Below are 24711 nucleotides of genomic sequence, written 5' to 3' on the forward strand. Positions count from 1 at the left end.
CGGCGTGGTCCGCGCCTCCCTCGGGAACGAAACACACCGTGCTGTGCGCGTTCCGATATCGAGCCAGGCAGTATGGAGGAGTGATGGCCGAGCCCCCCGAATCACCGTCGGAGCAGAACTCCGGCGACAAGAATTCCTCCCGTGGCGACCGGAGCCGGCAGGGAGCCGCGAACGCTCGACTGGTGATGATCATGGCCGTTATCGGCGCCCTGCTGGTGTTCACGGTAGCGGCGCTGCTGAACTGGCCCTCCGCCGAGAACCCGCCCCCCGGATTGGCGCAGAAGCCCACCACGACGGCTCCTCCCCCCGACTTCGAGGCACCGGCCGGGACCTGCCTGAACTGGACCCAGGACGATGCCAGCGACATCAGCGAGGTCCCCTGCTCCGAACCGCACCTGTTCGAGATGACCGGCACCACCGAGGTGTGGGCGCGGTTCGGCCCCGACGCCGAGTTCCCCAGCACCGAGGTGTTCAACGAGATCAAGACGAAACGTTGCGCCGACGTGGCACGGCAGTACCTGCGGAACGGCCTCGACCCGAACGGCCGTTTCGAGGTCAGCGCCTTCCTGCCGAGCAAGCGGAGCTGGAGCGACGGCGACCGCACGCTGCACTGCGCGCTGCAGCAACCGGGACCGGTAGGCCAGTTGTACCGCTTCACCGGCAAGGTCGACTCCCTCGACCAGTCCGACATCTACGACGTGGGCACCTGCCTGGGAATCAGCGGTTCCGCGGTGTCCTCTCCCGTCGAGTGCTCGAAACCGCACTCGGTGGAGATGACCGGTGTCGCCGATCTGAGCCAGAAGTTCGAGGACGGCCATCCCGCCACCGAAAAACAGGACGAGTTCCTGCTCACGACCTGCCAGGAACAGCTGGCCGACTACGCGGGCGGCAAGAACGTGGCCGAGGACAAGGGATTGTCGCTCTACTGGGACAACGTCTCGAAGGAGAGCTGGCAGGTCGGATCGCGCAAGGTCAACTGCAAGGTGGCGGCCACCCTCGACGACGGCGGGTTCGCACCGGTGACGGGCAGTGTCACCGGCGAGATCTCCATCAGTGACCAGCCCGCACCCGAGAAGACGCCACAACCGGGAGTTCCCGCCGACGGCCAGAGGTGAACGAGATGCCGGTGGAAATGTCGTCACAGCGTTTCGAGGAGCTGGTCGGCGACGCGTTGGACCGGGTTCCGCAACAACTGCTGCGGGAGCTGAGCAATGTGGTCATCCTGGTGGAGGACCGCAACCCGGAAGACGAGTCGCTGCTCGGGCTCTACGAGGGAGTCGCGCTGACGGAGCGCGACAGCAGCTACGGCGGAGTGCTGCCGGACAGGATCACGATCTACCGGGAACCACTGCTGGAGATGTGCTCCAGCGAGCAGCACCTCGTGGAGGAGGTCGCGGTGACCGTGGTGCACGAACTGGCGCACCACTTCGGGCTGGACGAGGAGAAGCTGCACGCGCTCGGCTGGGGCTAGCAGCGTCCCGGGAGTCAGGCGGTTCTGCCCCTGCGCACCTCGCTCAACCACCGCATGGAGCGACGAAAGGCCTGTTCGGAGTCGGACGCCCGCACGCTGACGGGCTTGCTGTCGGCCTTGGGGAACGATCCCAGGAAGCGCACCTCGGAACAGCGACGGTGCAACCCGGTCAACGCGTCGCCGATCCTGGTGTCGGCCACGTGGCCGTCGAAGTCGAGGAAGAACCGGTAGGCGCCGAGACGGTCCTTGGTGGGCCGGGACTCGATCCGGCTCAGGTTGATGCCGCGCAGCGAGAGCTCGGACAGCACCTCACCGAGTGCTCCCACCTCGTCGTGCGCGACCACGGCGATCGAGGTCCGGTCGGCCCCGGTCGGCTCCGGCAGGTGACCCGGGCGACGGACCAGCAGGAACCTGGTGACCGCGTCGTCCACATCGGCGATATCGCTCGCCAACCGGGTGAGTCGGGAGTGGTACCGGTGGGCGACCGGAGCCACCACGGCCGCGTCCGCCGTGCCGTTCTCCACCTCCACCGCGGCGGTGGCGGTGGAAGCGGTGGGTACGTCCTGCGCCCGGGGCAGCTCCCGGGACAACCAACCGCGTACCTGCGCCAGTGCGTGCGGATGGCTCGCCACCGAGGTGACCTCCGAGGGGTCGGTTCCCGGGCGCACCAGCACGTCGAACCGGATCGGCAGCACCAGCTCGGCGACGGCCACCACGGGGTCACCCGCCACCAGCCCGTCCAGGGTCGACGGAACGGCCCCTTCGACGGAGTTCTCCATCGGCACACCGGCCGCTTCGACCTCCCCGGCACGTACCGCCTCCAACGCCGAGTGCACGGTGTCGTGGGCGATCAGCTCTGCGGCGAAGTCCGCTGTCAGCTCACGCGCGGCCTGCTCGGTGAACGTGCCTTGCGGACCCAGATACGCGATTCGGGGCACGCGGCCAGCCTATGCCGAGCTGCTACGGGAGCTGTCACCCGGGCACTGCCGAAGAAACCCCAGTTCACACGTTAGTGGTAAAGATCATGCCCCCGGAGTGTGACCTACCCAATTACGCGAACCCCGTTCCGACTGCGATGCTGTGCACGTGACCGCGGATTCGGAGCGCTCGAGATACGGGGCGGAACCGGAGCTGCGGCTGGTCCTGTGCGCACTGGACGAGCCGCTGGCCGCAGCGTGGAACAGCATCGCCTACGGCCGGGAAGGCATCAGCGTTCACCACGGTTCGGTACTCGACACGCACGTCGACGCCGTGGTCAGCCCGGCGAACTCGTACGGCTGGATGCGGGGCGGGATAGACGCCGCCTACGCGAGCGCTTTTCCCGATGTGGAACAACAGGTGCGCAGTGCCGTACTCGCCTACCACGGGGGCGAGCTTCCGGTCGGCGAGGCGCTGTTGGTCCCCACCGGCTGCCGAGTACCCGCCTGGCTGATCAGCGCCCCCACCATGCGGGAACCGGGCGAAACACTGCCGGGTGACACCGTGCACCCCTACCTGGCGGCCAGGGCGATGCTTCGGCTGTGGTCCGGAGCGGTGCTGGACAACGGGACCCCGGTGCGCCACGTGGTGCGTTCCATAGCGCTGCCCGGGCTGGGAACCGGGGTGGGCGGCGCGGCGCCGGAACTCTGCGCCAAGCAGACGGCAGCCGCGTGGGACGAGGTGTTCGCACGGGTGGACACCGCCTGACCGCGCGGAATCCGCCCTGCCCGCGGGCATCGTCGAGCGGTGACTCCGCCCCGAGCGGAACGGAGCGCGGAAGCGTAACGTCGGCCACGTCGCAGGCTGGCTAGGTGTAGTACCTCGGGAGGTTTCGTCGATGCTCATCCGCAGGCTCGCGCGTCCACTGCTGGCTTCGATCTTCGTCTGGGGCGGTATCGGAGTCTTCCGCGACACCGAGGGGCACGCCAAGGCGGCCACCCCGCTGCTGGAGCGAACCACCGCTCCGGTCAAGGACAGCCTGCCCCAGCAGGTACCCACGGATCCCCGAACCCTGGTCAAGATCGACGGCGCGGTGAAGATCGGCGCGGGTGTGCTGCTGGGACTCGGCAAGGCACCGCGGCTGGCCGCGTTGCTGCTCAGCGGCAGTCTGGTCCCGACCACACTCGCGGCGCACGCCTTCTGGGAGATCGACGATCCGGAGCAGCGCGCCGCACAGCAGATCCACTTCCTGAAGAACCTCGGCCTGCTCGGCGGGCTGCTGACCACGGCGGTGGACACGAAGGGCAAGCCCTCGGTGGGCTACCGGGCCCGGCAGGGCGCGCACCGAGCCGTCGAGCAGACGCAGCAGAGCGTCCCCGGCAAGGGCGGTAAGAGGAACTGCCGGGGCGGGAAGCTCCGGCACTAGGAACCGCCGAGTTCGCGGGGCGGGACGATTCCGGCCCGTCGGAACGACCAGCTGAACACCCTGCCCGACCGCGCGGCGGAGCACGCCAGTAGCGTGGAGGTCGTGCAGGTACGCGTGCTGCTCGTCGACGACCACGAAGTCGTGCGCAGAGGGCTGCGCGATCTACTGGACACCGAGCCGGACGTCAACGTCGTCGGCGAGGCGGGCAACGTGGACGAGGGACTCGTCCGGGCACGCGCGGATCAGCCGGACGTGGCGGTCGTGGACATGCGGCTGCCGGACGGCGACGGACTGCTGCTGTGCCGTGGGCTGCGCGAGTTACCCGAACCGCCACGCTGCCTGGTGCTGACGGCGTTCGACGACGAGCAGGCCCTGGTGGGAGCGATCAACGCGGGTGCCTCCGGCTATCTGCTGAAGCAGGTGCGGGGCCAGGACCTCGTCAACGCGGTCCGCGAGGTCGCCGCGGGGCGCTCCCTGCTGGATCCGGTGACCACGCGTCGCGTGCTGGACCGGATGCGCGAGGACAGCGAGAAACCGCCGGACGAGCTGGACACGCTGACGGAACAGGAACAGCGGGTGCTGGAACTGATCGGCGAGGGCATGAGCAACCGCGAGATCGCCAAACGGCTGTTCCTCGCCGAGAAGACGGTGAAGAACTACGTGACATCGGTGCTGGCCAAGCTGGGGATGGCACGCCGCACCCAGGCGGCCGCCTGGTACGCCCGCAGACAGGGCTGACCGGCCACCGATGGGCTGACCGGCCACCGATGGGCTGGTCGGACGTCAAAGAACCGATCCGCCATCGGTGGTATCGGCAGCCGCCGGATCGCTCGGCACCGGGTAGCGACCGTCGCCGGACTCAGCTCGCGGCGAGTGGCACCTGCCAGGTGACGGTGCTGCCGCTTTCCGGGGAGGAGTCGACGGTGCAGCTGCCTCCGGCGGCTGTGGCCCGCTCCGCCATGTTGCGCAGTCCCCGCCTGGTCACGTCCCGCGGAACACCGCAACCGTCGTCGGTGACCTGCAACAGCAGCCCGTCGTAGGTACGTCGCACCCGGACCAGTACGTTCCGGGCCCCGGAATGGCGCACCACGTTGGAAAGCGCCTCGCGCAACGCCGCGCGTGCGTGGTCGGCCACCGCCACCGGAACCTCGTCGAGGTCGCCGGACAGCTCCAGCTCGGGCGGCTTGCCGAGCAGCTCACCCGCGATGCGGACCTCGCCGCGCAGTGAATCCGCCAGATCCGGCGCCTGCCTCGACTGCTCGGGATCGGAGGAGGTCAGCGTGCGCACGGTCGCGCGCACCTCGGCGATGGTCTGATCGATCTGATCGGTGATCTCGGTCAGTCGCTTCGCGTCCGAGGGATCCAGCTCGTCGGCGATCCTGCGGTCGAGCACGTTGAGCTGGACACCCGCCGCGTAGAGCCGCTGCACGATAACGTCGTGCAGGTCGCGCGCTATCCGCTCGCGTTCCTGGTAGACGGCGACACGTTGCCGGGCGGTGGATCCCTCCGCCAGCACCAGCGCCAGCCCGGCCTGCGCGGCCAACGAGGTCAGCAGATCCACGGTCACTCTGGTGAAGGGCTCCGCCCCACGCCTGCGGTACACCGCCAGCGCGCCCAACCTCCGTTCGTGCGTGCCGAACGGGGCCACGGCGAACGGGCCGTACACCCGCAGTGCCCACGGGACGTAGGGAGCCGTCATCGGGTCGTCGATGAGGTCGTCGACCACCACCGGCACACCGCCGTGTGCCACCTGGGAAGCGGCGGAGTGCGGTGAGAGCACCGACCCCACCGGGTCGGTCAACGGCTCGGGGGCGTGCGGACCGACGTAGGACGCCTCCACCGTGAGGTTGTCCTGCTCGTCGCGGACCATCACGAGCCCGAGATCGGCTTCGGCCAGCGCGGCGGCACGCCGGACCACGAGCGGAAGCACCGCCCCCGGATCCTCCTCCGCGAGGGCGGCCTTGGTGATCTCGGTGGAAGCGGCGAGCATTCGCCTGGCCAGCGTCGAATCCATGACACCCACGACGTTATAGCCATCCGGCGATTCACGCGCTCATCGAAGGAGCAACCTCACACCCGGAGCCCGACCGGGGCGTAGATTTCGCGCGAAATCGCCGCGCGGCGGAGGGACCGGGGCCGGATGCGGTATCAGTACAGCGGATCCCGCACGATCGGCGAGGACATGCAGCGGGGACCGCCGCGTCCGGAGCCGAGTTCGGAACCGCTGATGCGCAGCACCTCGATACCCGCGTCCTCCAGCCGCGCGTTGGTCTCCACGTTGCGTTCGTAGGCCACCAGCGTTCCCGGGGAGACCGCCAGCGTGTTGTTGCCGTCCTCCCACTGCTCGCGCTCGGCGGTGACCGGATCGAGGCCGGTGTCGACCACCCGCAGCCGGTCGAGTTCCATCGCTTCGGCGGCCGCACGGAGGAACGGCTCGGGGCCGGACACCTTGATGCCCTCACCGGCGGGCCGCAGCACGTAGGCGGTGAGGTGATCGCGGATCGCGGGATACATCAGCACCGCGTCGTGGTCGACCATCGTGCACACCGTGTCCAGGTGCATCGAGGCCCGGGTCTGCGTGATCGGCACCGCGAGCACGGTGTGCGCGAGGCCGTCGGCGAACAGCGATCGGGCCAGCGACTCCGCACCCGCGGGAGTGGTGCGCTCCCCGACCCCCACGGCCACCACGCCCGGCGCCAGCAGCAGCACGTCCCCGCCCTCGACCGGGGCGGAGTGCGCGCCGTAGGCACGGGCGGACTGCGCGAACCTGGGGTGGTAGGCGTAGACCAGGTCGGTCAGCGCGGACTCGCGGATCCGCGCGGGCATCGCCAGCGAGGTCACCGCCACCCTGTCGTCGATCCACACCGAGGAGTCCCTGGTGAACAGCAGGTTCGGCAGCGGGTCGATGGCGAAGTCGTGCGGCTGGTGCATCCTGCGAACCAGCGACTGCCCCTCGGCCGCGGGAAGTTCCTCGAAGGTCATTCCCGCCACCAGAACGCCGGTGAGCGTCTTCTCGTCCATGCTGGACAGGTAGGAGCACAGCGTGTCCGCCACCTCGGCGCCCAACCTGCGTTCGTCCACGCCGCTGTGCAGCGCCGCGGTACGGGCCCTCGGGTCGCGCAGCGCCTCGGACAGCAGTTCGTCGAGCAGCAGCACCTCGACGCCCTGCTCGCGCAGCACCGCCGCGAACGCGTCGTGCTCCTGCTCGGCACGGTCCACCCAGGGAATCGCGTCGAACAGCAGTTGGTCGTTGTTGCGCGGGGTGAGCCGCTTGAGCTCACCGCCGGGGCGGTGCAGCAGCACGGTGCGCAGCGGGCCGACTTCGCTCGTCACGTGTGGGGTTGTCACGGTCCCGCAGCCTAGCCGTATCGAGCGAGAATAGCCGCATCCGACGCGAAATTCGACGGATCGTTAACCGATTCCGGCATGATGGGGACGGTTCGTTGTGCCTGGGTGTGCGATCAGGGCAGCCAACCCACCTGGTCGCGCAACAGGGCATAGCCGACGAAGGCGACGACGTCGATCAACGCGTGCCCGATGATCAGCGCGTGGATCCGGTTGGTGCGCTGCCACACCCGGCCGTAGACCAGCCCCATGACCACGTTGCCCACGAACCCGCCGAACCCCTGGTACAGGTGGTACGAGCCGCGCAGCACCGCCGAGATCCACAGTGCGCGGTTCTCGGTGGCACCCAGCTGCCGCAGTCGTGTGAGCAGGTAGCAGACCACCAGCACTTCCTCGGCCGCGGCGTTGCCCAACGCCGACAGCACCAGGACCGGAGCCCGCCACCACGCCTCGTCCAGGGTCGTCGGCTGCACGGCCAGGTTCAGTCCCAACGAGTGCGCCACCAGGTAAAGCCCCAGGCCCGGGATGCCTATCAGGGCGGCCAGCCCGGCGCCTCCCGCGAGGTCCCGACCCGGCCTGCTGTTGTCGAAACCCACGTTTCGCAGCGCGATACCGCCCTGCCACAGCAGGTAGACGCCGAGAGCGGCCCAGGAGAACAGGCGCAGCACACCCAGCAGCTGCTCCAGCAGGTCCAGCAGTCCCAACCGCGCCTGGGAGGCGTTGATCGCCACCGCCTGCTGGTCCAGCGACTCGGGACGCAACAGCGCGTCCAGCAGGGAAAGCAGGCTCTGCAACCCCGCCATGCCGAGCGTGATCGCGAAGACGATGATCAGCTCGACGACGATCGCCCTGCGCTTGCCCGGATCGGTGATCCGGGCCGGTTCATCGGGTCGGTTCGGCAGTAACCAGGAACGCGGCGAGGTGGGACCGTGACTGGTGCTCACCCCGGAAACCCTACTGACCGGTGTTCTCCGATCGCGTCGCCGTGCCCTTCCGAGCGGCGGACGCCGAAACCACCGCGCGACCGCCGCCGCTCGATCGACTCCGCGCGGTCACCGCTGCTCCGCCAGGAACGGGCATCCCATCAACCGCCGCAGTTCGGCGCCGAGCTGCTCGGAGTCCTCCACGACACGGGAGAACCCGAGCCGGACGTCGTGGTCGCCGTCCGCCGATTCCACCCGGAGCCGCACTCCGTAGCGGTCCAACCCCAGCGGCCGCACGTGCCCGCCCCGCAACCGCTCCGGCAAGTAGCGGGTGAGCAACCCGACCACGTCACGGTGGGAGAGTTCCAGGTGCCGCAGCCAGCCGTCCTCGTAGAGGCAGAACGGATCCGGCCGCGAGGCGGCGAACTCGGCGGAGCCGATCGAGCTGGTCTCCTCGGAATCCGCGAGTACCAGCGAGACGGCCTCCAGCCGCAGTGCGGTCACGCCGTGCCCGACGTCCAGCAGTCGCGGGTCGGGGCGTTCCTCCGCGATCTGCAGTACCCGTTCGTGGCGTTCACCGCTGTCCGGGACACGCAGCCATCCGGTCAGCCAGATCAGCCCGCGCACCGGTTCACGCAGCCGTACCGGGGCGGAGTCGGCCACCTCCAGCACGGCACCGAACTCGCCGCGCGGAGCCTGCCAGACAGCCGCGACAAGGGGGTGCCCGTCCGAGAGCAGCACCGTGGCGGTGCCGTCCCGGTGGACGTGGTGCAGCAGCGGTTGAACCCGTTCGGCGTCGTTTCCGGAGGGCTGTACCGCCGCTCTGCCGCCCCGTTTGGCGATCGTGCGGGCACGCTCGGCGGCATCGGGCTTCGCGGGCGTGCGAGCGGTCTCGGGCATCGCTCACCTCCAGAGGCGGCACAGCAGGACTTATTAGGTAACCCTAACCCAGTCGGCGCCGTTGTGGAAGTGACCCGATCAGGGATCGCCGCGTGGCGGAACCGCGGGCGGTGTACCGCGCTGTCGACCGGGGCCGGGACACCGTCGATTTCTCGAGAAATCGACGGTGCACTGGGGGCGGTGTGGCCCCGGCTCCGTCGATTTCTCGCGAAATCGTCGCGCCGCTGTGTCGGAGTGCCGCGCTCCCACTACCCCGCAGGGCGAACTCCGAGCACTCCCGCAGTCGGCACCGCCGCGGGTTCTCCCGTGCGGCTCTCGCGAGGAAGGCCCGACGTTGTGTAGGTCGCTACCCGATGTCGGGCCTCCCCGCAGCGAGAGCCGTACGAGAGGTTCCGCCACGCAACCAGCTGCGGAACCCGAGCCGACTTGCTCAGCCATTCGGCTTGTTGGTCACCCAGCTGCGGTAGTAGGCAGGATCCTCGGATGCGGTGGCGGCCTCACCCAACCGCAACGGCCGGAAGGTGTCGATCATGACGGCCGTCTCGTCGAACCGCTCCGCGCCCAGCGACGCCTCCGCCGCACCAGGTTGCGGCCCGTGGCTGCACCCGGAGGGGTGCAGCGACAGCGAGCCGATGCCGATTCCGGAGCCCTTCCGCGCCTCGTAGTTCCCACCCACGTAGAACATCAGCTCGTCGGAGTCCACATTGGCGTGGTTGTACGGCACCGGGATCGAGTCCGGGTGGTAGTCCACCTTGCGGGGGCAGAACGAGCACACCACGAAGTTCGGCCCCTCGAAGGTCTGGTGCACCGGCGGCGGCTGGTGGATGCGTCCGGTGATCGGTTCGAAGTCGGCGATGTTGAACACCCACGGATACAGGCAGCCGTCCCAGCCGACCACGTCGAACGGGTGGTGCTCGTATGTCATCCGGGTGAGGCCGTCGTGGTGCCGAACCAGCACGTCCACGTGCTCGCCCTCCAGCAGCAGCGGCTCCGTGGGACCGCGCAGGTCCCGTTCGCAGTACGGGGAGCTCTCCAGGAACTGCCCCTTGGCGCTGAGATAGCGCTTGGGCGGGCCGATGTGTCCGGTCGCTTCCACGAGGTACAGCCGGGGCGGTTGTTCGCCCAGCGGCACCACCCGGTACGTGGTGGAGGCGGGCAGCAGGACGTAGTCGCCCTCGGCGACCTCCAGAGCTCCGTAGATCGTCTCGAACCGTGCCGAGCCACGCTGCACGTAGCACAGTTCGTCACCGGTCGCGTTGCGGTAGAGCGGGCTCGTGGTGTCGGGCACCGCGAAGCAGATCGACACGTCGCTGTTGCCGAAAAGCAGCCTGCGCCCGGTGACCGCGTCGTTCCCGGCCTCGCCGCGCGGGAACGCGAGTTCGCCGGTGCGGAAGTGCCGTGGCCGGAGCGGCAGGTTGGGCTCGGTGGCACGTCCCTGTTCGGTAACCGCTTCGGCCGCGACGACCGCCGTGGGCAGTCCGCGGTGATACAGCAGGGCCGACTCCGAGGAGAACCCTTCGATTCCCATCAGTTCCTCGGCGTAGAGGCTGCCGTCCGGTTGACGGAACCGCGTGTGCCTCTTGCGCGGAATCTCACCCACTTGGCGGTAGTACGGCATACCGGCCTCCGGTCGATCGAGCGCGGCAAAGCCGAGCGCTGCGAAAATACAGGACTGATCGCCCAACGGTCACCTCTTCGCCCCGAATCGGCGGCGAATCGGACAATCCCGCAAGGCGTTCGTTTTGCGGACACTTTTGTTCACTGCCCGGCACGGCATTAGCGTGACACTCGTGTCAAGCGCTGTTGAACTCCACGCGCCCGGTCCGCGCGGTATTCCGCCCCTGTTCGCACGTCTGGTGGACGATGCCTCGCTGTTCCCGCCCGCCAACGCGTCCGTCGCTCAGGCGGTTGAGGAACACCTGCGTGCGCGGGACGGCGAGTACGCGGGGTTGCTGGGGCCGATCCTCTGCCAGGTCTCCCGCCTGCCGGAACTGATCACCGAACTGGCCAAGGCCAAACCGGCCGAACCCGTTCCCATGTCGCTGGTCTGCGACACCGGACTCGGCGAGGTGCCGAAGGCGCTCTCGATCATCGAGGGACGCCACGAACTGCTCTCGCTCCGAATGGTCGAGATGCCCGGACCGTCCGAGGTCGACGACGTCTGGCTGGAACGCGTTTCCGAGTTCGTCCCGGAGGACGTGGTTCGCGTCGTCGAACCACGTCGTGGTGAGGGGTGGCTCGACGGGGTTCGTCGGGTCGCCGAGTTCGGCTGCTGGCCGAAACTGCGGTCGGGAGGTCAGACCGTCGAGTCCTTCCCAGGTGTCGACGTCGTGGCCGAGTTCCTGGCCGTGGCCACCACGCTGGAGGTTCCGTTCAAGGTGACCGCCGGAATGCCCCGCGCGGTGCGCCGTACCGACTCGGAGACCGGCTTTCCGCACCACGGTTTCCTGAACCTGCTGGTGGCCGTGGGGCGCGCCCTGTCCGGCCAGGACGTGCGCGCGGCCCTGGCCAGCACCGACGAGCGGGCACTGACCGAGGAGGCGTGCTCGCTCTCCGACGAGGCGGCGAAGGCGGTCCGGAGCGTGTTCTCCTCGTACGGGGCGACTTCGCCCACCGATCCCGTGTCCGATCTCGTCGAGTTGGAACTGTTGTGACCTGGATCGAGGACCCAGAGTTCGCGCCGGACCGCCCGTTCGGGCCGCAGACACTGCCTTACGGCGTGCTGGGCACCGCCAAGGGGCCGACGGTGGCCGTGCGGGTGGGCAAACACGCCGTCCCGCTGCGGGGCGTCGCCGACGAGCTCGGCCCGCGGGTGGGTGAGCTCGTCTCCGGTGACTCGTTGGATCCGCTGCTCGCGGCGGGACCGGCGGCCTGGCGCGAGCTGCGGGAACGCCTGCTGGAGCTGGTCGGGGCGGACTCACGTCCCAAGGGCGCCGAGTTGATCCGCACCGACTGGCACACCCAGCTGATGCCGTTCACCGTGGCCGACTTCGCCGACTTCTACTCCTCACGGCACCACGCCGAGAACGTCGGCAAGATATTCCGCCGCGAAGCGGAACCGTTGCTGCCGAACTGGACGCACCTGCCGGTCGGCTACCACGGCCGCTCCGGCACCGTGGTGGTCTCCGGAACGGACGTGGCCCGCCCCAACGGGCAGCGCCGCGTCTCCGGTGACCCCACCCCGGTGTTCGGGCCCACCCGCAGGCTCGACTTCGAGGCGGAGGTGGGCTTCGTCTGCGGCGGTGAACCCGCCACGTCGATCGAGACCGAGGACTTCGCCGAGCACGTCCTCGGGGCGGTGCTCGTCAACGACTGGTCCGCCCGCGACATCCAGTCCTGGGAGTACCAGCCGCTGGGGCCGTTCCTGGCCAAGTCGTTCGCGACCTCGATGTCGGGCTGGATCACCCCGCTCGCGGCACTGGAACAGGCCCGGGTCCCCACCACCGGCTATGATCACCAGCTGCTGGACTACCTCGTCGAGGATCGGCCGTGGGGTCTGGATCTGCGCTTGGAGGTGCGGTGCAACGACACCCTGCTGTCCCGACCGCCCTTCGCGGAGATGTACTGGTCGCCAGCGCAGCAGTTGGCGCACCTGACCGTCAACGGCAGCACGGTGCGACCGGGCGATCTGTTCGCCTCCGGTACGGTCTCGGGTCCGGAGCCCGATCAGCGGGGATGCCTGCTCGAACTCAGCTGGGGCGGCTCCGATCCCGTTACGCTGGAGGACGGCGAGCAGCGCACCTTCCTGCAGGACGGCGACCGCGTGACGATCAGCGCCACGGCGCCCGGTGAGCACGGCCGTCCGGTCGGGCTGGGGGACGTGACCGGCACGGTGCTGCCCGCGGTTCGGAGGTGACCCGATGAGCACGAGCTCGGCCCGATCCGCCGGGGATCCCACTCCGGATCCCGAGCGGGAGCCCGCCGGAGCCACTCAGACGAAGGAGAGTTCGCTGACGCTGGAGCGCGGCCTCAACCTGCTGCAGGCGGTGGCCGACGCCGACAGCGAGGCACCCACCATCAGCGATCTCGCCACCATCGTCGGCGTCAGCAGGGCGGCGGTGTATCGGCTGCTGGGCCCGTTGCAGAGTCGTGGTCTGGTGCGGCGCGAGGGTTCCAAGGTTCGGCTCGGTCTCGGCGTGCTGTGGTTGGCGGGCAAGGTGGTGCCGCAGCTGCGGTTCGCGGCACTGCCCGCGCTGCGCGCCCTGGCGGAACGGGTCGGAGCCACGGTTCACCTCACCGTCGCCGACGGCAACGAGGCCCAGGCGATCGCCGTGGTCGAACCGTCCTGGACGAGCTATCACGTCTCCTACCGCGTGGGCACCAGACATTCCGTGCAGCGCGGCGCGGCGGGTCGCGCCGTGGACCTCTCGGAGGAGGGGCCGAAGTGGGTGGCCAGCGTGGGTGAGCTCCAGCCGGGGGCGTACGGGGTCGCCGCACCCGTGCGTGGTGTGCCCGGCCTGCGCGCCAGCGTGGGCGTGGTGGCCATGGAGCCGCTCTCGCCGGACGAGGTCGGGCCCCTCGTCGTACGCACCTGTTCCGCCGTCTCCGACGCTCTCGGGTAGTCGAATTGCCGGCTCGGTCTGCGTAGCTGGTTTCGTGGCGGAACCTCTCGCACGGCTCTCGCTCCGGGGAGGCCCGACATCGGGTAGCGATCTACACAACGTCGGGCCTTCCTCGCGAGAGCCGCACGGGAGAACCCGCGGTCGGTCCCGCTGCGAGGGTGGTGGGAGTTCGCCATGCGGGGAGATGGGAGCTCGGCCCTGCCGGGGGGGTGATCGGGGCTCGGCCCGCCTCGCGGGCGCGGCGATTTCGCGAGAAATCGACGGTGCCGGTGCGGACTGAAGTGGTCCCCGGAGCCGCGAATCGGGGCAGCTTCTTCGGCGGAATTTCGGACGGACGGTTTACAACAGCGGACTTCGGAGTGAGAATTCCGTTCATTCGTGGGTGAAGCCCTTCCCGCTCACCCGATCGCGGCGCGATTCACCCCGGATCGGGCTACAGGTCCTCCCCTGTCAGGACCAACGTCCCGGTCGCCGCCAGGACCCTCGTCCGAGGGAATGAGGACGATTTGTCCTGCAATTCCCGCCGGCTCGGGGGCAGGCTGGTACGCGTGGATCTTCTCGACATCGCCAGGTGGCAGTTCGGGATCACGACGGTTTATCACTTCCTGATGGTCCCGTTGACGATCGGACTCGCGATCCTCGTCGCGGGAATGCAGACCGCCTGGTACCGCACCGGTAACGAGCGGTACCTGAAGATGACCAAGTTCTGGGGCAAGCTCATGATGGTCAACTTCGCCATGGGCGTGGTGACCGGCATCGTGCAGGAGTTCCAGTTCGGCATGGCCTGGAGCGAGTACTCCAGGTTCGTGGGCGACGTCTTCGGGGCGCCGCTGGCCATGGAAGGCATCGTCGCCTTCTTCGTCGAATCGGTCTTCCTCGGGCTGTGGATCTTCGGTTGGGACCGGCTGTCCAAACGGGTACACCTGGCCTGCGCCTGGGCGTTCTCGCTGGCCACCGTGGCTTCGGCCTACTTCATCCTGGCGGCCAACTCGTGGATGCAGCACCCGGTCGGTGTCGAGATGGTCGACGGGGAGCCCCGGCTGAGCTCGATCTGGGCCGTGCTGACCAACAACACCCTGCTCGCGGCCTTCCCGCACACGATATTCGGGTGCTTCGCGGTGGCGGGCACGTTCGTGCTCGGTATCGCCGCGTGGAAGATCTGGAAGCGCGACCGGCAGGGCATGCCGCACGACGAGGATCGCCGGGTCTGGCACAAGTCGATGCGGGTCGGCGCGTGGGTGGCGCTGTTCTCCTTCGTGGGGCTGGCGATCTCCGGCGACATCCAGGGCAAGCTGATGTTCGAGCAGCAACCGCTCAAGATGGCCTCGGCGGAGGCGTTGTGCCACACCGAACAGCCCGCCAGCTTCTCGGTCTTCGCCTACGGCGACGTCAGTCGCCCCGACTGCGAGAGCGTCAAGAGCATCACCGTGCCGTTCATGCTGTCCTATTTGGCCCACGGGGACTTCGACACCGAGGTCAAGGGCGTGCAGCAGCTGCGGGGCGAGTACGCGGAGAAGTACGGCACCCACTACCCGAACGACCCCAGGTTGGGCGAGCTCGCGGGCGAGCGGATCGAGTACCAGCCGAACCTGCCGGTCACCTACTGGGGATTCCGGTTCATGATCGGCTTCGGCGCGGTCTCGGCGCTGGCCGCCCTGGGGGCGCTCTGGTTCACCAGGGGCGGCAGGTTCCCGCGCGGGCGGCTGTGGGGACCGCTGGCACTGGCGTCCATCGCCACCCCGTTCCTCGCCAACGTGTTCGGTTGGATCTTCACCGAGATGGGGCGCCAGCCGTTCGTGGTGGCCCCGAATCCCAACCCCTCGGGAGTGGACGGTGTCTGGATGTACACGGCGCAGGCCGTCTCCTCCGGCGTCTCACCGGGCGAGATGATGACCTCGCTGATCGCGCTGACCTCCGTGTACGGCGTGCTGCTGGTGGTGGAGGTGTTCCTGATGGTGCGCTACGCGCGGGGCGGCTTCGAGTCCGTGATGCCGCACAAGTCCTCCGACGACGACTCCGGTTCGGGCGGATCCGGCTCGGACGACGTCCTCTCCTTCGCCTACTGACGCCCACCCGGAGGACGGGTTCGCCCGAGCCCCCGACCGATACCGTGCCCCGTTTCCGCGCGGAATCAGCCGCGCACGACCGACCGCACCGACCACCGGAGTGACCTGATGGACCTGCCGACCGTCTGGTTCTGCATCATCGCCCTGCTCTGGCTGGGCTACCTCTTCCTGGAGGGCTTCGACTTCGGCGTCGGCATGCTGCTTCCCGTCCTGGGACGCAAGGAGACCGAACGTCGGGTACTGATCAACACGATCGGCCCGGTCTGGGACGGCAACGAGGTCTGGCTGATCGTGGCGGGCGGTGCCATGTTCGCCTCGTTCCCCGGTTGGTACGCGGGGCTGCTGAGCACCGCGTACCTGCCGTTCACCGTGCTGCTGCTCGTGCTCATCGGCAGAGGGGTGGCGTTCGAGTACCGGGGCAAGGTCGACACCGACCGGTGGCGTCGTGCCTGGGACACGGTGATCGTGATCGCCTCGTGGGTCGCTCCGCTGATGGTCGGACTCGTGCTGTCGGCGACCGTCTTCGGGCTGCCGCTGGACGCCAACGGTGACCGGGTCGGTGGTCCGCTGGTCATCCTCACGCTGCCCAACGTGCTCGGAGCCGTGGCCGTGGCGGCCTTCTCGCTGCTGCACGGCGCCGCGTTCCTGGCGTTGAAGACCGAGGGCGGGGTGCGGGAACGAGCCCACCGCTTCGCGCTGCTGCTCGGGGTGCCGCTGCTGCTGCCCGTCGTGGGGTTGCTGCTGGTCGCCCAGTTGCGCGAGGGAGCGGCCTGGACCTGGATTCCGCTGCTGATCGCGCTGCTGACGGGGCTCGCCGCGCTCGCGCGGCAGGCGGTGGGCCGCGACGGCCAGGCGTTCGTGCTGCAGGGAGTGGCGCTGGCCGGAGTGGTGGTGACCCTGTTCGGCGCGTTGTGGCCCAACGTGCTGCCCTCCACGCTCGATCCGGCGTGGTCGCTGTCGATCGCCGAAACCGCGTCCAGCCCCTACACCCTGACCGTGGTCACCTGGGTGGCCGCGTTCGGGACCCCGGCCGTGCTGGTCTACCAGGGGTGGACCTACTGGGTGTTCCGCAAGCGGATCGGGACCAAGCACATCCCTCCGGTGCACGCCGCTTAGCCGTTGTGGCCGCTCGGTTTGCGTAGCGGTGCGAGTGGCGGAACCTCTCGCACGGATCTCGCTGCGGGTGCCCCGACCTCGGGTAGTCACTACACAACGTCGGGGCCGTCCTCGCGAGAGCCGCACGCGAGAACCCGCTGCGGTGCGAGTGACGTGAGTGGTCGGAGCGCGGCCTGCGGGAGTGGTGGGAGTTCGGCACCACGCCGCGGGCGCGGCGATTTCGCGAGAAATTGACGCCCCCGGGGCCACGGCTCGGTTGGCGTCACGACGGCACGAAGCAACGAAAGCACGAAAGCAGCAGTGAGATCGGAAGAGACCGGGTGAGGGAGGCGGGAAGCGTGACAGGTCGTTCGAGGGAGCCGAACAGCTCCCCGGGTGCCGACAGCGGCGACGGCAGCGCCGTGCTCGCCAGGGGGCCGTTGGGGGTGCTGCCCCGGCTGTCGCCGTCCACCCGACGCGCCCTCCACCTCAGCGGCGCGCTGGCCGTGCTGAGCGCGTTCGCACTGATCACGCAGGCGTGGGCGCTGGCCGACGCGCTGGCGCGAGTGGTCATGCACGGCTTCGACACCGCCGCCATCGGCGACCGGTTGGCGGTGCTGTGCGGCGCGGTGCTGGCCCGGGGCGTGCTCGGCTGGGCCACCGCGAGCGTCTCCGCCCGCGCCGCGGCCGGTGCCAAGGAGGAGCTGCGTGCCCTGCTGCTGGACTCCGCGCTGCGGCGCGGTCCCGAGTGGATCGGCCGTCACGGAGCGGCGGAGCTGACCACGCTCGCCACCAAGGGGCTGGACGCGCTCGACGCCTACTTCACGCGCTACCTCCCCGCGCTGGTGACCGCCGCCGTGGTGCCCGCGATCGTCGGTTTCCGGATTCTGCTGGCCGACTGGACCTCGGCGGCGATCGTCCTGGTCACGGTCCCGCTCATCCCGCTGTTCGCCTGGCTGGTCGGCCGCTACACCGAGAGCCGCACCAGCCGGGCCGCCGAGTCGCTGCGGCGCATGTCCGGACAGCTGTCCGAACTGGTCCGCGCCCTGCCGGTGCTCACCGCCTTCGGCCGCGCCGAGGCGCAGCGCGAGGCGGTGCGCCGCGTCAGCGAGCGGTATCGGCGCGACAGCGTCTCCACCCTGCGGATCGCGTTCCTGTCCGCGCTGGTCCTGGAGTTGTGCGCCTCGCTGTCGGTCGCGCTGGTGGCCGTGAGCATCGGGATGCGGCTGGTCTCCGGGGACCTCGACCTGACGACCGGGCTGCTGGTGCTGGTGCTGGCGCCGGAGTGCTACCTACCGCTGCGCAACGCGGGAGCGGCCCACCACGCCAGCGAGGACGGCCTGGAGGCGGTTCGCCGCGTCGAGGAGGTTCGGTTCGAGCCTCCGGATGCCGGGCAGGGCACCTCCTCACCCGCGCCTTCCGGGATTCCGAGCGCCGCCGGGATCGCGAACGCCGCCGGGGTTCCGAGCGCCGCCCCACTGCGGGTGACCGGTCTCCGGGTGGCCCGTCGGGAGGGCCACGCGCCCGACGGGCTGGATTTCACGGCTCCGCCGGGGCGGGTGACCCGACTGGAGGGCTTCGGCGGGATCGGCCCCAGCGGCAGCGGCAAGTCCACCACGTTCGCGGTGCTGCTCGGGTTCACCACCCCCGAGTCCGGGACGCTGCGCTACGGCGAGACCGAGATCGACAGGCCGGACTCCGCGAGCTGGCGCGCCACGGTCGCCTGGATCCCGCAGCGCCCCGCGTTCTCCGGTGGAACGGTCACCGACGAGCTGCTGCTCGCCGTCAGCGACCAGCCCGATGGCACCGCCGACCACATCGACGAGGTGCTGCGCGCGGCGGCGGCCGAGCACCTGGCCGGACGCCCGATCGACTCGTTGTCCACCGGCGAGCGGCAACGCGTGGCGGTGGCGCGTGGCCTGCTGCGGCTGCGCGGCCGGGCCCGCGTGCTGCTGGCCGACGAGCCGACCGCCCATCTGGACGCCGCCACCGCCGCGCACGTCGTCGCGGCCCTCCGGGACGCGGCCGAGTCGGGCGCCGTAGTGGTGCTGGCCAGCCACCGACCCGGTCCGGCCGAGCTCCGCGAGTCGCCACCCGACGACCACGAGCGCGGCACCGAACACTCCCCCGACGCCTCCGGCCCCACCCGCGTCCGGGAGCTGGTCACGGCGCGCGGAGTCGGCGGCGCCGCGCTCGGTGTGCTCTCGCTGCTTTCCGGCATAGCGCTGACCGCCACCTCGGCGTGGCTGATCGCGCGTGCCGCGCAGCAGCCACCGGTGCTGACGCTCAGCGTCGCCGCCGTGGGGGTCCGGACCTTCGCGCTGTCCCGCGCCGTGCTGCGCTACGTGGAGCGGCTGGCCACCCACGACGCCGCGTTCCGGCTGGCGGGCAGGCTGCGGGAACGGCTGTGGGACGGGCTGGTCCGCTGGGGACCCGCGCGCACGGCCGCGCTGGTTCGCGGCGACGGGGCGGCGCGGCTGGTGGACGACACCGACAACGTGCGGGACCTGGTGCCCCGCGTGCTGGGGCCGCCGTTGACCGCTGTCGGAGTGGGCGGCGGGGCCGTTGTGGTGCAGGCCCTGGTGCTGCCCGAGGCCGGGCTGCTGCTCGCGGTCGCGCTGCTGCTGGCGGGAGTGCTGGCTCCACTGGTGGCGCTGGCGGTGCAGCGTCACGCGGCGGCCGTGGTGGCCGCGGGACGCCGGGAGGTGTCCATCCGGGTGCTGGGACTGCTCGAATCCGCCGCCGAGCTGCTGTCGTTCGGCGCCGCCGGTGAGCGGCGTGCGGAACTGGCACGCGCGGACGCGAAGCTGGCGCGCGAGGCGCGCAGGGCGGCCTCGGGTGAGGGTGCTGCCGGGGCCGTCGTCACGCTCGTGATGGGGGCCGCCGTGATCGGCTGCACCGCGCTGGCGGCCCGCGCGGTCGCGGCCGGGGAGCTCGCCCCGGTGCTCGCGCCGCTACTCGCGTTGGTGCCGATGGCGGCCACCGAGGCGGTCTCCGAACTTCCCACCGCCGCGCAGCAGTGGCTGCCGCTGCTACGGGCGCAGCAGCGGTTGAGCCCGTTCCTGTCCGATTCGGACCTGGCGGAAGGGGCGCTGTCCGATGGAGCGCTGTCCGAACGGGACGGCAGCGCCGAGGACGGGAAGCGCCCGGTCACGGTGTCCGGGGCTTCGGAAACCGATCCGGCCCGGGAGCCGCCGATCGCTCCCGGTGAGGTGCTGCTCGAGGACGTCCGAGCGAGGTGGCCCGGTGCCGATGTGCCCGCGTTGTCCGGCGTGACACTGCGCGTGCCACCGGGATCGCACGTGGCCGTGGTGGGCGACTCGGGCAGTGGGAAGTCCACCACGCTGGCGGTGCTGGCCGGACTGCTGCCGGTGACGAGCGGGACGTGCGCGGTGGGCGGCAGGGTCGCGTGGTGCCCGCAGGACCCGCAGCTGGTCTCCACCACGATCCGCGAGAACCTCCGGCTGGCCGATCCCACCGCCGACGACCGCCGGTTGGCGGCGACGCTGCGCTCGGCCGGGCTGCGTGGCTGGGAGGACTCGCTGGACACCGTGGTCGGCACCGGCGGGACCGAGCTCTCCGGCGGCGAGGCGCGGCGGCTGGCGCTGGCCAGGGTGCTACTGGTTCCCGACGCGGAGGTGCTGCTGCTGGACGAGCCTACCGCCCACCTGGACGAGCCGACCGCGCTGGAACTGCTGGACACCCTGGAACGCGAGTCGCACGGCCGCACCGTGGTGCGGGTGACGCACCACGACCGCGAGGTGCACCGGGCGGATCTGGTGGTTCGCATCCGCCACGGTTACGCGGCGGCGGTGCACCGTTCGGCGCACCCCGCGTAGGAACGCTGCCGACCCGGTTTCCGGCACGAATCGTGGAAACCGGGTCGGCGGAGTCCTGTCAGGCGTGGGTGCCGCCGTCGATCCGGATCTCGGTGCCGGTGGTGAAGGCACCGTCGTCGGAGGCCAGCATCGCCACCACTCCGGCCACCGTCTCCGGGCCCGCCATCGTCGCACCGCCCGCTCGCTGGTCGGTGCGCAGCGCCGGGGAGAGCTTGGCGAACAGCGACATGTCGGCGTCGGCGGGCAGGTGGTTCGGGGTCTCGTCGGTGATACCGCTCTTGATGCTGCCGGGGGCGACGCAGACCGCCCGCAGGCCCTGGGAGGCGTACTCGGTGGACAGCGTGTGCGTGAAGGACTGGATGCCGCCCTTGCTGGCGGCGTAGGCGGCCATGTACGGGTGGGCGAACGAGGCCGAGGTGGAGCTGAAGTTGACCACCACGCCGTGCTCGCTCGCCAGCAGCGCGGGCAGCGCCTGCCTGGTCACCAGGAAGGTTCCGGTCAGGTTGACCGTGATGATCCGGTTCCACAGCTCCAGCGAGGTCTCGTGGGTGTGCGCGGCTCGTAACATGCCCGCCGCGTTCACCAGCGCGTCGAGCCCGCCCAGGCTCGTCACGGCCTCGCTCACCACGGAGGTCACCGACTCCTCGTCGGCGGTGTCCAGCCGCACGGTGGTCAGCCGTTCGGTGGTGCCCGCCTGCTCGGCCAGTCGCCGCGTCTCGGCCAGGCCGTCCTCGGAGATGTCGGCTGCCACCAGCCGCGCCCCCTCGGCCAACAGCCGCAGCGCGGTCGCCCGCCCTATCCCGGATGCCGCGCCGGTCACCAGTGCCCTGCGTCCCTCGAAACGGTTCATGCTGTCGCCCCTCGCCTGTTCGAACGGCCGGCGGAACACCGAAGGACGGTTTTCGATCGAGCGCGGAGTCGATTCCCGGTACGGCGCTCTCCGCCGGAATTTCCCGGCGGATACTAGTGAGGCGCGAAGCGGCGAAAACACCCGTGCCCGGGGCGAATACGCCGGGCGGACTGTTACGCACACGCTGAGTGCCCGATCGGCGGCGGTTCGATTCCGATCCTTTCCCGAAACGAGGAACAGCCGATCCGGGAGAAACGAAACGGTCGGCTCGATCCTTTCCGATCCGTCGGAAGGAACGAGCCGACCGTTCCGCTCGTCAGGTGCGAATCAGTCGATGGGAATGGCACTCCACCGCTGGGACAGGCTGTCCACGTCCTTGTTCAGCACGATGTCGCGCGAGGGGTAGGCCACCTGGTAGGGGTTCATCACCCGGTGAGCGTTGTTGTACGGCGAGATGCGCAGCCCCTCGTCCTTGTCCACGTTCCACCACTGCTCGCGGTCACCGCGGTCGCAATCCCGCTGCCGCACGTGGCGCAGCGCGTCCTGGTTGTTGGGTTGCAGGCAGAGACCCGAGCCGACGTTCTTGATGCGGAACACACCGCTGAAACCGGTGGGCAGGAACTTCCACTGCTCCTGGAGCCGGTTCGCGTCGGTCCGGTGCTGGTACCACAGGTCCAGGATGCCGTTCTCCGAGGTGTTCCACCCCTTGGTGATCATGAACAGGTGGGCGCTGCGGTTGTAGAGGTGGTAGGGCTCGTCCAGCACGATCGAGGTCTGCGCCTCGCGCGCCTGTGGCCGCTGTTCGTGTTGTTCAGCGGCACCGGCCCCTGCCCCCATCACCCCGAGCGTGGAGAGCGTCGTGGCGAGCACCAGGGCGATCCGCTTGTTCAACTTCACCGGGATCCGGTCCTTCCTCGTATTCTTATCGAGATTCCCCGAAAACTGTCGAGCACTCGCGGAGCAAGATCAACATATCTTTCGTGTGAATCGCGGGAAATGCCTCAACACCCCGGTTTCGGACCCACTTTCATCTCTCCCGAAACAGAAAGGAAAAGGTAGAGTCACGCACGCGGTCGCGTACCGGCCTCATCTCCGACACGAAGACAGCCCGACCGCTCTGTCGCGGCAGAAGCAACGAGCATCGTCCGAGCGGCTTCGTCGCGGAGCAGTGCCCGATGACAGTCGAAGACACCGGAGCGTTCCGGCCACGGAACATGGCATGATCGCTTTGTGTTGAAGTGACCGCTCAACGTAGTCGTTGCGGCTACCTTCGATCAGCTGGGGAAACGCTGGAGCATGGGACAACGGCACGAGTTCGAGAAGCTCAACAGACAGGGCTGGGAAGCCGCTCGATCGTTGTGGCGAACCCTGCACTCGGGCACTGAACCACCGCCGGTGTCCCTGCCGGGGCTGGTGCTCCCCGGAGAACGTTGTTGGGGCGCTGCTCCGATCCTGTACGCACGATGGTGCGCCGCGGACGTCGACGTCCGTTACGGTGGCTTCGCGGCCGTGGGGAGCCCGGCTTTCGTGCTCGGGGCTTCACTGGCCAACTCCGCCAAGAACGCCAGACTGCGCAAGCAGGCGGAACGAATGGCAGCAGCGCAGTGGCGTTGGTTCCAGAACACGACCGCCATCGTCACCGATCGTGGAGTTCGTTGTCGCGCGGACGGTCGACTTCTGCCGTTCGACTACAGCACGGTCACCGGATGCTGGCCGGAGTTGCACAACCAGACGTTGACACTGGAATTCGACCGCACCTCCCCGCTGCTGCTCGGGGGACCGTGGGCGGTGTGGACTTCGGTCGCCGTCACTTACCACCTGTTCGGGCAGCAGGCACTCTATTCGGGGGCACTGCGTCCGCTCGTGGAGTGAGGCGGAACCCACTCACACGCGCCCCGCGAGCACTGCTTCCGCCGGATCAGGATGCGACTTCCACCGCCGCACTCATCGACTTCCACCCCTTGGGCAGCACGATCTGCTCGTCGGCGCTGAGCAGGGTGATCTCCGGGGTGTGTCCTCGTGGCTTCGTAGCGAAGAAAGACTGGGAGCGGCAGTAGCGGCTCCCAGCCTTCAGCGATCGCGCTCAAAGAAACGCGAGCGGCAGTATCGCACACAGCGACCGAGCCGGTCGTTGGCAAGAACGTTGGCGGGAGACATCAGGCGGATACGTGTGCTGCTGTCGGTGGCGGAGCGACAGTGCGCTCGCCGACCGTTCAGGCAGCCATGAGCCGTTCTCGGTACGGTGACGGTTCGCCGATGTGCCTCACCTCGCGATCTTCTCCACCGTCTCCGATTTCCGTCCATTTAGGATTTACCGCTGCGGAGCGGGAACGGCTCACTTCGAGGTGGTGTTTGCCGATGCAGCCGGATTCGGGGATCCGCTCGGGTACTTCGGGCAGGCTGAGCAGCCTGGCGAGGTCTTCCTCCGCGAGGCTGGTGGGGTGGCGTGGTCGTTGTCTGGCCGCGTTCGGGGGTCGGTAGTCGGGGTGGTTGAGCAGGGCGAGTCGTTCGGCCGGTGTGGGGTTGGGGTCGGGCCGGTGGCCGAGGGCGTCCCACCAGCCGGAGTCGGGTGAGCGGTCGGGGCCGTGCAGCACGATCGTGGCTCGCTCCAGCAGCGAGCCCTGCGGGATCGGGCCGCAGCTCGCCCCCGGCGTGCTGTTCCCGGTGGTTGCACTGTCGTCGCGGTGTTCGGCCGAGTTCGGTTTCTGGTGCCGCGCGAGCAGACCGGCGACCGTCAGCGTGCCCGGACCGGCGTCGGCGTGCTCGCCGTGCCCGCCGCGTAGTGGGGCCAGGGCGTTGCCCACCGCCAGCGCCAGCACCGTTCCCAACAGCCACAGCAACCCGAGTGGTTGGTGCGGCACAGCCGGACCCAGCGTGCTCGCCGCCGTCACAGCGCACCCCCGTGATCGCCGAAGCGTTCGCGGAGCTCGCGGCTGGTCTCCTGTTCCTGGCGCTCCTGCTGGCGGCCGTGCTCGATGGCCGCACTCATGCAGATGTCACAGGTCGGCACCAGCCAATCCACCTCGGACGGATCCGTCAGCACCACGTGCTGCCCGCACAACGTGTCGCGCCGCTGCTCCGGACGCGGCCGGACCTCCCGGGAGAACGCGTGCCGAAACCCGCCCACCGGGTTCCACCACACCACCGGACCCGACCAACCCCACCCCAACAACGGAACCTCAAGCACCACGAACACTCCTTACGTTGCAGATAATCACAATTACAACCTGTTGCTTGTGAATATTACAAACAGATGGCTACGTGTGAATCGCTCGTGCGGGTGATAGTCGTATGATCAGGTCCGACTCCGACCGAT

The 24711-nt window shown here is 69.4% G+C and carries 22 protein-coding genes; 12 read left to right on the forward strand and 10 right to left on the reverse strand.

Annotation, left to right across the window (positions count from 1 at the left end):
• The first annotated feature begins 83 nt into the window (after nucleotides 1-83).
• Together BM394_RS12370 and BM394_RS12375 are read left to right on the forward strand one after the other, a co-directional pair.
• On the forward strand, nucleotides 84-1115 hold the full coding sequence (locus BM394_RS12370) for a septum formation family protein (RefSeq protein WP_092977949.1): 1032 nt from the start codon (nucleotides 84-86) through the stop codon (nucleotides 1113-1115).
• Nucleotides 1116-1120: 5 nt separating this feature from the next.
• On the forward strand, nucleotides 1121-1471 hold the full coding sequence (locus tag BM394_RS12375; protein ID WP_092978268.1) for a metallopeptidase family protein: 351 nt from the start codon (nucleotides 1121-1123) through the stop codon (nucleotides 1469-1471).
• Nucleotides 1472-1485: 14 nt separating this feature from the next.
• Here the strand turns inward: BM394_RS12375 and pheA are convergent, their stop codons facing one another.
• On the reverse strand, nucleotides 1486-2409 hold the full coding sequence (gene pheA, locus BM394_RS12380) for a prephenate dehydratase (protein WP_092977951.1): 924 nt from the start codon (nucleotides 2407-2409) through the stop codon (nucleotides 1486-1488).
• Between the two features lie 148 nt (nucleotides 2410-2557).
• On the opposite strand from pheA, the gene BM394_RS12385 reads away from it, so the two are divergent.
• From BM394_RS12385 to BM394_RS12395, 3 genes are all read left to right on the forward strand, one after another.
• Nucleotides 2558-3157, forward strand: a complete 600-nt coding sequence (locus BM394_RS12385) for a macro domain-containing protein (protein ID WP_092978271.1) — start codon at nucleotides 2558-2560, stop codon at nucleotides 3155-3157.
• A 130-nt stretch (nucleotides 3158-3287) separates the two neighbouring features.
• Nucleotides 3288-3815 carry a DoxX family membrane protein gene (locus BM394_RS12390; RefSeq protein WP_092977953.1) on the forward strand — a complete coding sequence of 176 codons (528 nt, stop codon included), beginning with the start codon at nucleotides 3288-3290 and terminating at the stop codon, nucleotides 3813-3815.
• Nucleotides 3816-3917: 102 nt separating this feature from the next.
• The gene (locus BM394_RS12395) at nucleotides 3918-4553 is read left to right on the forward strand and encodes a response regulator (RefSeq protein WP_092978274.1); all 636 of its coding nucleotides are present in this window, start codon (nucleotides 3918-3920) and stop codon (nucleotides 4551-4553) included.
• A 121-nt stretch (nucleotides 4554-4674) separates the two neighbouring features.
• Here BM394_RS12395 and BM394_RS12400 read toward each other — a convergent pair whose 3' ends face one another.
• From BM394_RS12400 to BM394_RS12420, 5 genes are all read right to left on the reverse strand, one after another.
• Nucleotides 4675-5829 (reverse strand): GAF domain-containing sensor histidine kinase, encoded by a 1155-nt coding sequence (locus BM394_RS12400; RefSeq protein WP_092978278.1) that lies wholly within the window; start codon nucleotides 5827-5829, stop codon nucleotides 4675-4677.
• A 134-nt stretch (nucleotides 5830-5963) separates the two neighbouring features.
• A complete protein-coding gene (locus tag BM394_RS12405; RefSeq protein WP_092977955.1) occupies nucleotides 5964-7148 on the reverse strand; it encodes an arginine deiminase in 1185 nt (394 codons plus the stop codon).
• Between the two features lie 128 nt (nucleotides 7149-7276).
• Complete coding sequence (locus tag BM394_RS12410) at nucleotides 7277-8104, reverse strand: CPBP family intramembrane glutamic endopeptidase (protein WP_092977957.1); 828 nt, start codon at nucleotides 8102-8104, stop codon at nucleotides 7277-7279.
• 108 nt (nucleotides 8105-8212) lie between these two features.
• Nucleotides 8213-8983, reverse strand: a complete 771-nt coding sequence (locus BM394_RS12415) for a DUF2470 domain-containing protein (protein ID WP_092977959.1) — start codon at nucleotides 8981-8983, stop codon at nucleotides 8213-8215.
• A 430-nt stretch (nucleotides 8984-9413) separates the two neighbouring features.
• Nucleotides 9414-10601 (reverse strand): homogentisate 1,2-dioxygenase, encoded by a 1188-nt coding sequence (locus BM394_RS12420; RefSeq protein WP_092977961.1) that lies wholly within the window; start codon nucleotides 10599-10601, stop codon nucleotides 9414-9416.
• Nucleotides 10602-10773: 172 nt separating this feature from the next.
• On the opposite strand from BM394_RS12420, the gene BM394_RS12425 reads away from it, so the two are divergent.
• The 6 genes from BM394_RS12425 to cydD all read left to right on the forward strand — a co-directional run bounded on the left by BM394_RS12425 (nucleotide 10774) and on the right by cydD (nucleotide 20545).
• Nucleotides 10774-11637, forward strand: coding sequence for a hypothetical protein (locus tag BM394_RS12425; protein WP_245755324.1), 864 nt, complete (start codon nucleotides 10774-10776; stop codon nucleotides 11635-11637).
• Nucleotides 11634-12839 (forward strand): fumarylacetoacetase, encoded by a 1206-nt coding sequence (gene fahA, locus BM394_RS12430; RefSeq protein WP_092977963.1) that lies wholly within the window; start codon nucleotides 11634-11636, stop codon nucleotides 12837-12839. Before BM394_RS12425 ends, fahA begins: the two co-directional genes overlap by 4 nt.
• A gap of 4 nt (nucleotides 12840-12843) precedes the next feature.
• The gene (locus BM394_RS12435) at nucleotides 12844-13545 is read left to right on the forward strand and encodes an IclR family transcriptional regulator (RefSeq protein WP_092977965.1); all 702 of its coding nucleotides are present in this window, start codon (nucleotides 12844-12846) and stop codon (nucleotides 13543-13545) included.
• A gap of 548 nt (nucleotides 13546-14093) precedes the next feature.
• On the forward strand, nucleotides 14094-15611 hold the full coding sequence (locus tag BM394_RS12440; protein ID WP_092978282.1) for a cytochrome ubiquinol oxidase subunit I: 1518 nt from the start codon (nucleotides 14094-14096) through the stop codon (nucleotides 15609-15611).
• A 108-nt stretch (nucleotides 15612-15719) separates the two neighbouring features.
• Nucleotides 15720-16727, forward strand: a complete 1008-nt coding sequence (gene cydB / locus BM394_RS12445) for a cytochrome d ubiquinol oxidase subunit II (protein WP_092977967.1) — start codon at nucleotides 15720-15722, stop codon at nucleotides 16725-16727.
• 338 nt (nucleotides 16728-17065) lie between these two features.
• Nucleotides 17066-20545: a thiol reductant ABC exporter subunit CydD gene (gene cydD / locus BM394_RS12450; protein ID WP_217643477.1), complete on the forward strand. Its 3480-nt coding sequence runs from the start codon at nucleotides 17066-17068 to the stop codon at nucleotides 20543-20545.
• A gap of 58 nt (nucleotides 20546-20603) precedes the next feature.
• Here the strand turns inward: cydD and BM394_RS12455 are convergent, their stop codons facing one another.
• Together BM394_RS12455 and BM394_RS12460 are read right to left on the reverse strand one after the other, a co-directional pair.
• Nucleotides 20604-21395: an SDR family NAD(P)-dependent oxidoreductase gene (locus BM394_RS12455; RefSeq protein WP_092978287.1), complete on the reverse strand. Its 792-nt coding sequence runs from the start codon at nucleotides 21393-21395 to the stop codon at nucleotides 20604-20606.
• A gap of 327 nt (nucleotides 21396-21722) precedes the next feature.
• Nucleotides 21723-22292: an RICIN domain-containing protein gene (locus BM394_RS12460; RefSeq protein ID WP_245780151.1), complete on the reverse strand. Its 570-nt coding sequence runs from the start codon at nucleotides 22290-22292 to the stop codon at nucleotides 21723-21725.
• Between the two features lie 399 nt (nucleotides 22293-22691).
• Here BM394_RS12460 and BM394_RS12465 point away from each other — a divergent pair, with 399 nt between their 5' ends.
• On the forward strand, nucleotides 22692-23267 hold the full coding sequence (locus BM394_RS12465) for a hypothetical protein (protein ID WP_092977969.1): 576 nt from the start codon (nucleotides 22692-22694) through the stop codon (nucleotides 23265-23267).
• A gap of 341 nt (nucleotides 23268-23608) precedes the next feature.
• On the opposite strand, the gene BM394_RS12470 is transcribed toward BM394_RS12465, so the two are convergent.
• The gene (locus BM394_RS12470; protein ID WP_092977971.1) at nucleotides 23609-24286 is read right to left on the reverse strand and encodes a hypothetical protein; all 678 of its coding nucleotides are present in this window, start codon (nucleotides 24284-24286) and stop codon (nucleotides 23609-23611) included.
• A complete protein-coding gene (locus BM394_RS12475; protein ID WP_245780152.1) occupies nucleotides 24283-24585 on the reverse strand; it encodes an HC3 family zinc finger protein in 303 nt (100 codons plus the stop codon). Before BM394_RS12475 ends, BM394_RS12470 begins: the two co-directional genes overlap by 4 nt.
• Nucleotides 24586-24711: the final 126 nt, after the last annotated feature.

This window comes from Actinopolyspora lacussalsi subsp. righensis, assembly GCF_900116555.1.
Lineage (GTDB): Bacteria > Actinomycetota > Actinomycetes > Mycobacteriales > Pseudonocardiaceae > Actinopolyspora > Actinopolyspora lacussalsi.

Excerpts from the sequence above, each read along its gene's own strand:
- BM394_RS12435 (WP_092977965.1), top strand. The coding sequence starts at position 12,844 with ATGAGCACGAGCTCGGCCCGATCCGCCGGGGATCCCACTCCGGATCCC.
- BM394_RS12415 (WP_092977959.1), bottom strand. The coding sequence starts at position 8,983 with ATGCCCGAGACCGCTCGCACGCCCGCGAAGCCCGATGCCGCCGAGCGT.
- BM394_RS12400 (WP_092978278.1), bottom strand. The coding sequence starts at position 5,829 with ATGGATTCGACGCTGGCCAGGCGAATGCTCGCCGCTTCCACCGAGATC.
- cydB (WP_092977967.1), top strand. The coding sequence starts at position 15,720 with ATGGACCTGCCGACCGTCTGGTTCTGCATCATCGCCCTGCTCTGGCTG.
- BM394_RS12420 (WP_092977961.1), bottom strand. The coding sequence starts at position 10,601 with ATGCCGTACTACCGCCAAGTGGGTGAGATTCCGCGCAAGAGGCACACG.
- BM394_RS12465 (WP_092977969.1), top strand. The coding sequence starts at position 22,692 with ATGGGACAACGGCACGAGTTCGAGAAGCTCAACAGACAGGGCTGGGAA.
- BM394_RS12455 (WP_092978287.1), bottom strand. The coding sequence starts at position 21,395 with ATGAACCGTTTCGAGGGACGCAGGGCACTGGTGACCGGCGCGGCATCC.
- BM394_RS12370 (WP_092977949.1), top strand. The coding sequence starts at position 84 with ATGGCCGAGCCCCCCGAATCACCGTCGGAGCAGAACTCCGGCGACAAG.
- BM394_RS12375 (WP_092978268.1), top strand. The coding sequence starts at position 1,121 with ATGCCGGTGGAAATGTCGTCACAGCGTTTCGAGGAGCTGGTCGGCGAC.
- BM394_RS12390 (WP_092977953.1), top strand. The coding sequence starts at position 3,288 with ATGCTCATCCGCAGGCTCGCGCGTCCACTGCTGGCTTCGATCTTCGTC.